Consider the following 9,952-nt stretch of genomic DNA (forward strand, 5'->3'; position numbering starts at 1 on the left):
AGCCATACCAGCCAGAGCGGACGGTTCGAGTTTGATCTGCTCATCGCGCGCCAGCAGCCCCAGCAGGTCATACATCTCCTGATCGCTCAGGGTGTAGAAGCCATCGAGCAGTCGCTCCATGGCGCGGCCGACGAAACCGGAGGCACGCCCTACCGCGAGGCCATCGGCGGCGGTGAGGTTGTCGATACCCAGATCCTGCACTGCAATGGCATCGTGCAGCCCGGTGTGGATCCCCAGCAACATGCAGGGGGAGTGAGTGGGTTCTGCGAAGAAGCAGTGGACGTTGTCTCCGAACGCGAGCTTGAGACCAAAGGCCACCCCGCCCGGGCCGCCGCCGACGCCACAGGGCAGGTAGACGAACAGCGGGTGGTCGGCATCCACCTTGATGCCCATCTGGTCGAACTGCTTTTTCACCCGCTCGCCCGCCACCGAGTAGCCGAGGAACAGGGTGCGGGAGTTTTCGTCATCGATAAAGAAGCAGTTGGGATCGCGCTCGGCCTCTTTGCGCCCCTGTTCCACCGCAACCCCGTAATCTTCGGCATATTCGACCACGATGGCGCCATGTTCACGCAGTTTGCGTTTTTTCCACTCCCGCGCGTCGGCCGACATGTGGACGGTGACGGTAAAGCCCAACTTGGCGCTCATGATGCCGATGGACATGCCAAGGTTGCCGGTAGAGCCTACCGCGATGCTGTACTGGCTGAAGAACTGGCGGAACTCGTCGCTAAAGAGCTTGCGGTAGTCATCCTCTTCTCGCAGCAGACCGGCTTTGATGGCCAGCTGCTCGGCATGGGCCAGCACCTCGTAGATGCCGCCACGGGCCTTGATGGAGCCGGAGATGGGCAGGTGGCTGTCTTTTTTCAGCAGCAGCCTGCCGGTGACTTCAACGCCATAACGCTGGTTGAGCGTGGCCTGCATCGCCGGAATAGCGGCGATGTCGGACTCCAGAATACCGTTGCTGGCGCGGGTCTCGGGGAAGGCTTCGCACATGTAGGGGGCGAAGCGGGCCAGCCGAGCGGAAGCGTCCGCCACATTGTTGTTATCGAGCCCCACATAGGGCAGACCGGCAGCCAGAGTGGTGGTATTGGGGTTGAACCAGGTGACAGGTTCAAGCGCGATCAGGGATTGCACCAGTGGAAATTGCGCTGTGAGCTGTTGTACGTCGATGTTTTTCATAGTGTTCTCGGTCTTGTTACACGATAAAGGAGAGCAGGAAGGTACCGGCCAGCGCCATCAGGGAGGCGACAAAGGTGGCGGTGGTGTAGTACTTGAGCGTTTCGTTCAGGGTGGCGCCGCAATACTGCTTGACCAGCCAGAACAGAGAGTCAGTCACCATGGTGCAGCCAATGGCACCGGAGCCGATGGCCAGGGTCATGATCTCCGGGCTGATGTTCGGGTAGTGCACCATGATGGGGGAGACGATGGCGGTGGCGCCCATCATGGCGACGGTGGCGGAGCCCACGGCGGCGTGCAGCACGATGGCAACCAGCCAGGCCAGCAGAATGGGGTGCATATCCAGCTGGGAGAGGATGGTGGCCAGGCTATCGCCCAGGCCGCTTGCCTTGAGCACCCCGTTGAAGGCGCCACCCGCACCTATGATGAGCAGAATGTTGGCGATGGAGGAGAAGCACTCCTCGGTCTTGTTAAGCAGTCCCTCCATCTTCATTTGCTGGCGGATCCCCAGCACGTAGTAGGCGGTGAAGGCTGCGATAAACATGGCGGTGATGGGGTTGCCGATAAACTCCAGCACGGTGTAGAGGTGACTGGCGTGATCCATGTTGAGTTCGGCCACCGTTTTGGCCAGCATCAGCAGGATGGGCAGCAGCACGGTAAAGAGCGAGGCGCTTAAGGTCGGGAGAGTGGCCTCATCGCGCGCCTTGATGTCGGCAAAGGCATCGGGTACCCCCTTGAACGGGAGCCGGTTACCCAGCAGCTGGAGGAACAGGGGCCGCCGATAAGAGAGGCAAAGAGGCCGACCGCCAGACCATAGACGATGACGGAACCCACATCGGCGCCCAGCTGATTGGTGACATAGAGGGCAGCAGGGTGCGGCGGTACGATGCAGTGCACGGCCATCAGGGCGGTGCAGAGCGGAATGGCCAGCTTGAGCAGCGAGGTGTTGGTCTTGCGGGCGATGGAGAAGGCCAGCGGGATCAGCAGCACTACGCCGACTTCGACGAACAGGGTGATGCCACATACCAGACCAACCAGCACCATGATGACATCCGGCGAGAGCCAGCGGCATCTCTGCAGAGCGAGGCCGATGCGCTCCGCCGCGCCCGACACCTCCATCATCTTGCCGAGTATGGTGCCAAGGCCTATGACGGCGGCGAGAAAGCCGAGCGTGCCGCCAATTCCCTCTTCCATGGCGCTGACCATCTTGAGGGGCTCCATCCCCATCAGGGTGCCCACATAGAAGCTGGCCAGCAGCAGGGCAAGAAAGGGGTGGATCTTGCCCTTTACTATGGTGACCACGATAAGAACGATGCTACTTAGCAAGGTAGCGATGACCCATACCTCTGAACTCATACTGCGCCTCGACATCTGTTGTGTGTGATTGTTTATGCGCTATTGAATGAAAATGAGGCGGGGCTGACAAATGATGAAATCGACCACTTGGGTGAGCTGAGGTGATGCAAAGGCGCTGCATTGGTCACAATTTATCTAAATCACATTCTTTGGGTCTTTTGACTTCATTCTGAAGGTGGCCTGTGGGTGTATCATCGGTGGCCATTGCGAAGAGGGGGATGAATGTATAACGGGGATAATTACATATCGCGCAACAAGCTGCTGAGCGGCTACCAGCTGGCCAAGCTGCACACCTTCGAGGCGGCCGCCCGCCACGGATCCTTTGCCATGGCAGCTGATGAATTGTCGCTGAGTCCCAGTGCCGTGAGTCACCGGATCAGCGCACTGGAAGAGGAGCTGGGGTTCAAGCTCTTTGAGCGTTTTCACCGCAAGGTGGTACTGACGACGGATGGGCAGCGGGTGTTCTGGGCGCTCAAATCCTCGCTGGAGTTCATCAATCAGGAGATCCTGGAGATCAAGAATCAGGAGCTCTCCGGTACCCTGACCATCTATTCGCGTCCCTCCATCGCCCAGTGCTGGCTGGTGCCCAGGTTGGCGGATTTCTCCCGCCTGCATCCGCAGATCGAGCTCAATATCATCACCGGTAACGAGAACATCAACCTGCATGGTTATGGCATCGATTTGACCCTCTATTTCGATGAGAAGAGCCCGGAACGGCTTGCCATCCACCCGCTGATGGATGAGTACATGCTGCCGGTCTGCAGCCCGGAATATGCCGAGCAGCACGGGCTTGTCGGCAATCCCGCCAACTTGTCCTTGTGCCGTCTGCTTCATGATCGGCAGGCATGGGGATTTGACTCGGATACCGACGAGTGGAGCTGCTGGGCTCGCCACGCCGGGGTCAGCCTCGAGGCACGTCAGCTGAGCATGGGTTTTGATCGCTCGGATCTCGCCATCATCGCCGCCATGAATCACGCCGGGATCGCCATGGGGCGCAAGAATCTGGTGAGCAAGCGACTGGCACGCAACGAGCTGGTGGCCCCTTTTGCCGGGCTGGAGGTCAAGTGCGAGCAGCGTTATTACATGGCGACCCTGCCCAATCGGGCGTGTCCCAAGATCCAGGCCTTTATCGACTGGGCGCAGGAAATGGCTGCCGAGATGGAATGAACAGAGGCCGGTGAGTAAGAGCAAAATGAAGATGGTAAAGCGCGAGTGAACGAAGGTAGCGGTTTAACGTAGCGGGAAAATTGGGGGAGAGGGGTTGGCTGATGGTGGTTGGTCGCGAGTTGCCTTGCTGCCAACACCGGGTGGCTGGCAGCAAGGCAACGGTCGGGATCAGGTGGTCTTTTCCAGATGGTTCTGGTAAATCTGCTGCCACTTGTCCAGTTCGTTTTCATCACCCTGCTGCTGCCAGAACTCGCAGATGGAACTCGCCATCTCGCATGCCATGGCGTGGTCACCGTCACGGCGACTCATCAGGTATTGCCCCAGCCAGCTTTGATACTGTTTCATTGCACGATCTCCTTATCTATTTAACCCTTGATACTGCAGCTGTGGGACACCCGTCCGGCAGTGTCGCGCCACACTCCACTTTCGCCGCGCGCTGCTTGTTATTGCCTCGCTTGTTGTCAATCAGGACAGAGAGCGTATGAGAAAAAGGCGAAAGTGTTAAAAATTGGCCACCACCTTATCACAAAATGGTGTGATATGCAGGCTTTGGGGCCAATTGAGTTATAAGCGCGGGTTGTGTGTCCCGACATAGCGACAGGAATTGACGGAGAGTATCGGCACGCAACTTGTGCCGCAAGCAGGCGTTTGAGCGGTTACTGGGTCACCCGACGTGCCTGCCAGTAGCGACTGTTCCAGTAGACGTTGTCGAGGCGGGAGCGGATCACTCCCTTGCTGGTGGAGGCGTGAATAAACTCGCCGGCACCTGTATAGACCCCCACATGGTACTGTTGCCAGCCGGTTTTGAAGAAGACCAGATCCCCGTGTTGCAGCCGGTAGCGATCCACCGGTTTGCCAATGCTGGCCTGAGATTCGGTGGTTCTTGGCAGGTTGAAGCCCAGCACCTGACTGTAGGCGAGCTGGGTGAAGGCGGAGCAGTCTAGCCCGGCGCGGCTGGCGCCGCCCATGCGGTAGGGAACTCCGCGCCACTGTTGGTAGAAGCCATCAAAGGCACTGCTCTGCCGGGGGGCCGGAGGTGGCTCCGGCGTGCTGGAGCAGGCGGCCAGCAGCAGAGTCAGCAGGGATAGCAGCAGCTTGCGATACATCGGGCTCTCTCCACGGACGGGTCTACCAAACGAGACATTTATCGAGCGCCATATCCTGCCAAATCGTTCTGGGGGCAGGAGGGCACGCGACAACTTTTCCATCATAAACAGGGATCTGGCTCCAGACCTAGTCTCCGAGAGGAAAAATGTGGCGGGGAACTGAAAAACGCCAACCAGAGGGCTGGCGTTTGTTGTCACTCGTTGTGGCTGATCAGCGGTTTAAGCAGCTCGGCCAGTTTGTAGAAGGTCTGTACCCGGGTGGTGCTAGGGCGCCAGACCAGCCCAATCTCGCGATAGGAGGTCTCTCCCGGCAGCGGGATGGCCACCAGATCGGAGTTGGCAAGAATGCCGGCATCGATGGCCATCTGCGGCAGGAAGGTGGTGCCGAGACCCGCTTCCACCATCTGCACCAGGGTGTGCAGGCTGGTGGCGGCAAACGGGTTGATCTTGCTCTTGTCCCGCAGGCGGCAGGCGCTCACTGCGTGCTCGGTGAGGCAGTGCTCCCGCTCCAGCAGGAAGATGCTCTGGTTGGGCAGCTCCTTGTAGTCGAACGGGGTATGCAGACCGGCCGCCATGCTGGCGGGCATCACCATGTGGAACGGATCCTGGCCGACGGTCTTGCAGTGAAATCCCCCGATCTCGATGGGCAGGGCGAGGATCAGCAAGTCGAGCTGACCCTGTTCCAGCTGCTTGAGCAGATTGCTGGTGGTGTCTTCACGCAGCAACAATTCGAGGTCAGGATAGGTTTTGCTGCATTCTTTGAGCAGCTTGCTCAGCAGGAAGGGGGCGATGGTGGGAATGCAGCCAAGACGTACCGTCCCCTGCATCACGCCGCCCTGATGTTGCCCGAGCTCCATTAGATCCCGCGCATCGGAGAGCAAATTGCGAGCGCGCTCGACGATTTCCATGCCGACCGGGGTCATAATGAAGCTCTTGTGGTCCCGCTCCACCAGTTGCAGGTTCATCATGTCCTCCAGCGTCTGGATCCCGGTACTCAGGGTCGACTGGCTGACATGACAGGCCTTGGCGGCGCGGTTGAAGTTCTTGTGCTCATCGAGAGCGACCAGATATTGAAGCTGTTTGAGGCTGGGCCAACGTTGCATAGAAAAACCCGATTAATGCTATCTATTTAATTTGATTTAACTAATCTACCACCGGGTCTATAGTTTGTCGCTTGAATTAGATGGACTTGGCTCTAGGTAGCCCAATCCTCACCGGATTGTTCACTTCACATAAAGAGGAATTGAATATGGTATTGGTAGGCCGTCCCGCACCCGATTTTACCGCCGCAGCTGTTCTGGGTAATGGCGAGATCGTTGATTCATTCAACCTGTCATCCCACATCAAAGGCAAAGCTGCCGTTGTCTTCTTTTATCCGCTCGATTTCACCTTCGTCTGCCCGTCTGAGCTGATTGCCTTCGATCACCGTTATGAAGAGTTCCAGAAGCGTGGCGTGGAAGTGATCGGTGTTTCCATCGATTCCCAGTTCTCCCACAACGCATGGCGCAACACCAAAGTGGAAGATGGCGGTATCGGTCAGGTCAAGTACCCGCTGATCGCCGACGTGAAACACGAAATCTGCAAAGCCTATGACGTTGAGCATCCGGAAGCCGGTGTGGCGTTCCGTGGCTCCTTCCTGATCGACAAGAACGGTGTCGTTCGTCACCAGGTTGTCAACGATCTGCCGCTGGGCCGCAACATCGACGAGATGCTGCGCATGGTCGATGCCCTGCAATTCCACGAAGAGCACGGCGAAGTGTGCCCGGCTCAGTGGGAAAAAGGCAAAAAAGGTATGCAAGCTTCTCCGGACGGCGTTGCCAAGTACCTCTCCGAGAACGCTGACTCCCTGTAATCGGGTCATACTCTCCTTGAAAAACCGGTGCCTTGGCACCGGTTTTTTTATACCTGAGATTTATCCATCCCCTGACATTGCGGTCACACTCCTCTCGCTCCATCGCTATTCCAAGCAGCCGTTCGCTGGCGTACTCGTTGTTTCGAAATAAGATGCTGATCCGAATGGCTGGGTGGGGGGATATGCCGACAGACAATCGCCATAAAAAAAGCGCGCCATAGGCGCGCTCAGTTCACAAGCGAAGAAGTTATTCCTCAAAGATCCCGAAGTGATCCTTGGCGAAATTGACCCGTTGCTCCACGTTCATCTTCACCTGTCCCAGCTTCTCGATGGTCTTGAGGTTGGGCACCAGGCCGCGACCGTTGGCGATCTGGATGGCAAGGCCGGGACGGGCGTTGAGCTCCAGCAGCATGGGGCCGCGGAACTTGTCCAGCACCATGTCAGTACCGATATAGCCCAGACCCGACATCTCGTAGCAGGAGGCGGCCAGAGTTAGCAGGGTATCCCAGTGTGGGACCTTGAGCTCATAGAGATCGAGGCCTGTGTCCGGGTGGTGGCGCAGCGGATTGCCAAACTGTACTGCCCGCAGGGCACGACCGGTACGCAGGCACAGACCCACCCCCACGGCGCCCTGATGCAGGTTCGCCTTGCCATCGGAGGCGGCGGTGGAGAGGCGCATCATCGCCATCACCGGGAACCCCTTGAAGATGATGACTCGGGCATCGGGTACCCCTTCGAAGGAGTAGCCGTCGAACACATCATCAAAGTTGATGAGGCCTTCGACCAGTGCCACGTCTGGCTTGCCGCCAAGCGAATAGAGCCCCGCCAGAATGTTGGAGACATGGCGCTCCAGATCCTGACCGGTAGAGGCGCTGCCGTTGGGCTTGTAGAAGAGGCCATCTTCCTGACGGAGGATCACCAGGATCCCCTTGCCGCCCGAGCCACGAGCCGGCTTGATGCAGAAGCCCGGCCAATCTTTTACCAGCTCGGTGATGCGACCCACATCGTGCTGGGCACGGATGGTACCGATCAGCTCAGGCACGGTAACGCCCGCATCCAGCGCAATTTGCTTGGTCTGCAGCTTGTCATCCACCAGCGGATAGAGGCTGCGCGGATTGTAGCGGCTGATGTAGGAGTGGTTGCGCTTGTTCATGCCGAGGATGCCTGATTGGGACAGGCTCCACGGGGTTGTGTATTTTTCCCAGAACCACATCGGTTACTTGTCCTTACCCGGGGTGACGCCAGATTTCATCTCGTCCACCAGCGGCTTGAAGCGCTTCAGTTCGCTCAGCTTGTAGCCGGTGTAGTTACCCATCAACAGCACGGTCGCCATCAGCACCAGCTGCAGGCCGAGGAAGTTGAAGGTGAGGTGACGAATAAGCTCGTTATCCATGGCCAGATAGGCGATGACTGCAACCAGCAGAGAGCCACCACCCTGGCGGAACACCTCTTTCGGGCCCTCTTCTTCCCACAGGATGGACATCCGTTCGATGGTCCAGGAGAGGATGATCATCGGGAAGAAGGTGATCTTCATACCGTCGGTCAGCCCCAGCTTGAAGGCGAACGCGGAGAAGATACCGATCATCGAGATAACCATGATGATGATGGCCGATATTCGGGCGACCAGCAGCAGGTTAAGCCGCGACAGATAGGAGCGGATGATGAGACCGGTGCCGACGATCAGCAGGAAGCCGATGAGGCCGGTGACCAGCGAGGTCTGGATAAAGGCGACCGCGATCAGCACCGGCATAAAGGTACCGGAGGTCTTGATCCCCACCAGAACCCGCAGGAACACCACCATCAGCACGCCGATCGGGATCAGCAGCAAGCCCTTGAACAGAGTCTGCTCTTCCAGCGGCAGGCTGTGGATGGAGAAGTTCATCATCTCTGATTTTTCGAACTTCTGCGCCAAAGCAACGCTCACCGGCTGTTCCTGTTCGATCATCGAGAAGCTGACACGGGAGTTGTGACCACCGGTCACGTCCAGCAGGGCGCCGGAGTTGTATTCCCACAGCAGCAGGTTGGCCGGACGACCCTGTTCACCGGTTTGCGGGTTGAACAGCTTGTAGTCGGTCGGGCTGTTGAATACCTGCAGGTAATCCACCAGCTCCTGACGACGGCGGCCATCTTCCAGATTCAGAGCATGCACCACGCGGGTGGGGACGTCAGCATTGTTGAGCAGCTCGGCGATCAGGTTGGCGCGGCTCTTGTGCTTTTTCAGCAGCTCGGCGTTCTGCTCCTGCTTCTCGATCTCCTTGATGATCTCGCGAGTCAGGGTGTAGCCGTCGGCAGAGCGCTCCTGGGCTCGCTCGAGGATCTGCTTCATCGCGGTGGCATAAGGCTCACTCTCGATCTGCTTCTCGATGGCAGGCGGCTGCGGATTGGCGGCCGGTTTGGCGTGGGCATCCGCCATCATGTCGACGCGGTAGTAGAGCTCCTGACGGCCAGAGGCGGTGCGGATGGACCACTCGGCGCGGGCATCGCCATCTTTCTCGACAAAGGAGAGGCCGTAGCCGGGGCTGGCGGCGTTCTCGTTCATCAGGGTGAAACCGGGCTGGGTGCCCGGAATGGCCAGGGAGGCGATCACCGGCTCACCGGTCGCCTCAAACTCCAGCTTGGCTTCGATGGACCAGATCTGGCGCTTTTCACCGGGCGTCAGCGGCACATCCAACGCGATATGGTGATAGATCGTCATCCCCAGGCCGACAATGTACAGCAGGGCTACCAGCAAATAGAACGGCTTACGGGAAACCATGGATTATTTCACATCCTTGAGCTTGGGTTTGGGTTGGATATATTCGCGGGCCACATCAACCACGGCGATGTCTTTCAAAAATTCGCGACCCAGCAGCACAGGGAAGGTCATGTCGCTACGGTCTTTCAGGGTAAATTCGGCTTTCTCGGTCATGTCGCCAATGCGCACGGCCAGACGCACTACCGGACGGCGGTCCAGATCGTCGGCAGAGGCCTGACGCACCCGCACATGGCGTACCAGCGGCGCTTCGATCTGGATCTTGTCGTCCACTTCCTGATGGCTCAGGAAGAAGCGCACCCAGTTTTTGCCGTTGCGCTCGAAAATGGTGATCTCCTGCGCACTGATGGAGGAGGTGGTCGCACCGGTATCGACCCGCGCCTGGAAGGCGTCGTTGGCCGCATCAACCCAGATCCACTCGGCTTCACCGACCATCAGCTTGCCATCGATGGTGTGACCCTGATTGGGGGCCGGGCACTTCTCGGTGGGGATGGCCATCGGCTTGGGCGGCTCGGAAGGGAGGGTGGCGAGCTTGTGGTCTACTTG

The 9,952-nt window shown here is 58.5% G+C and carries 9 protein-coding genes and 1 pseudogene; 2 read left to right on the top strand and 8 right to left on the bottom strand.

Annotation, left to right across the window (positions count from 1 at the left end; translation table 11 throughout):
- Positions 1 to 1,176 (bottom strand): D-serine ammonia-lyase (gene dsdA / locus AACS18_RS20255; protein ID WP_108613143.1); only part of this gene is annotated, 1,176 nt, incomplete at its 3' end.
- 16 nt (positions 1,177 to 1,192) lie between these two features.
- Positions 1,193 to 2,529: pseudogene (dsdX, locus tag AACS18_RS20260) on the bottom strand (D-serine transporter DsdX).
- 222 nt (positions 2,530 to 2,751) lie between these two features.
- Here dsdX and dsdC point away from each other — a divergent pair.
- On the top strand, positions 2,752 to 3,696 hold the full coding sequence (gene dsdC / locus AACS18_RS20265; RefSeq protein WP_108613141.1) for a DNA-binding transcriptional regulator DsdC: 945 nt from the start codon (positions 2,752 to 2,754) through the stop codon (positions 3,694 to 3,696).
- A gap of 168 nt (positions 3,697 to 3,864) precedes the next feature.
- Here dsdC and AACS18_RS20270 read toward each other — a convergent pair whose 3' ends face one another.
- The 3 genes from AACS18_RS20270 to AACS18_RS20280 form a co-directional block, all read right to left on the bottom strand.
- Positions 3,865 to 4,041 carry a hypothetical protein gene (locus AACS18_RS20270; RefSeq protein ID WP_005337704.1) on the bottom strand — a complete coding sequence of 59 codons (177 nt, stop codon included), beginning with the start codon at positions 4,039 to 4,041 and terminating at the stop codon, positions 3,865 to 3,867.
- 311 nt (positions 4,042 to 4,352) lie between these two features.
- Positions 4,353 to 4,802: a C40 family peptidase gene (locus AACS18_RS20275; protein WP_005337703.1), complete on the bottom strand. Its 450-nt coding sequence runs from the start codon at positions 4,800 to 4,802 to the stop codon at positions 4,353 to 4,355.
- A 194-nt stretch (positions 4,803 to 4,996) separates the two neighbouring features.
- A complete protein-coding gene (locus tag AACS18_RS20280; protein ID WP_005337702.1) occupies positions 4,997 to 5,905 on the bottom strand; it encodes a hydrogen peroxide-inducible genes activator in 909 nt (302 codons plus the stop codon).
- A gap of 146 nt (positions 5,906 to 6,051) precedes the next feature.
- Here AACS18_RS20280 and AACS18_RS20285 point away from each other — a divergent pair, with 146 nt between their 5' ends.
- A complete protein-coding gene (locus tag AACS18_RS20285; RefSeq protein ID WP_005337701.1) occupies positions 6,052 to 6,654 on the top strand; it encodes a peroxiredoxin C in 603 nt (200 codons plus the stop codon).
- 247 nt (positions 6,655 to 6,901) lie between these two features.
- On the opposite strand, the gene AACS18_RS20290 is transcribed toward AACS18_RS20285, so the two are convergent.
- From AACS18_RS20290 to AACS18_RS20300, 3 genes are all read right to left on the bottom strand, one after another.
- Positions 6,902 to 7,867 (bottom strand): alpha-L-glutamate ligase-like protein, encoded by a 966-nt coding sequence (locus AACS18_RS20290; RefSeq protein WP_005353164.1) that lies wholly within the window; start codon positions 7,865 to 7,867, stop codon positions 6,902 to 6,904.
- A 3-nt stretch (positions 7,868 to 7,870) separates the two neighbouring features.
- A complete protein-coding gene (locus AACS18_RS20295) occupies positions 7,871 to 9,409 on the bottom strand; it encodes an inactive transglutaminase family protein (RefSeq protein WP_005337699.1) in 1,539 nt (512 codons plus the stop codon).
- A gap of 3 nt (positions 9,410 to 9,412) precedes the next feature.
- Positions 9,413 to 9,952 (bottom strand): ATP-dependent zinc protease family protein (locus AACS18_RS20300; protein WP_108613142.1); only part of this gene is annotated, 540 nt, incomplete at its 5' end.

The sequence above is a fragment of the Aeromonas sp. HMWF015 genome (assembly GCF_963878965.1).
GTDB lineage: Bacteria > Pseudomonadota > Gammaproteobacteria > Enterobacterales > Aeromonadaceae > Aeromonas > Aeromonas veronii.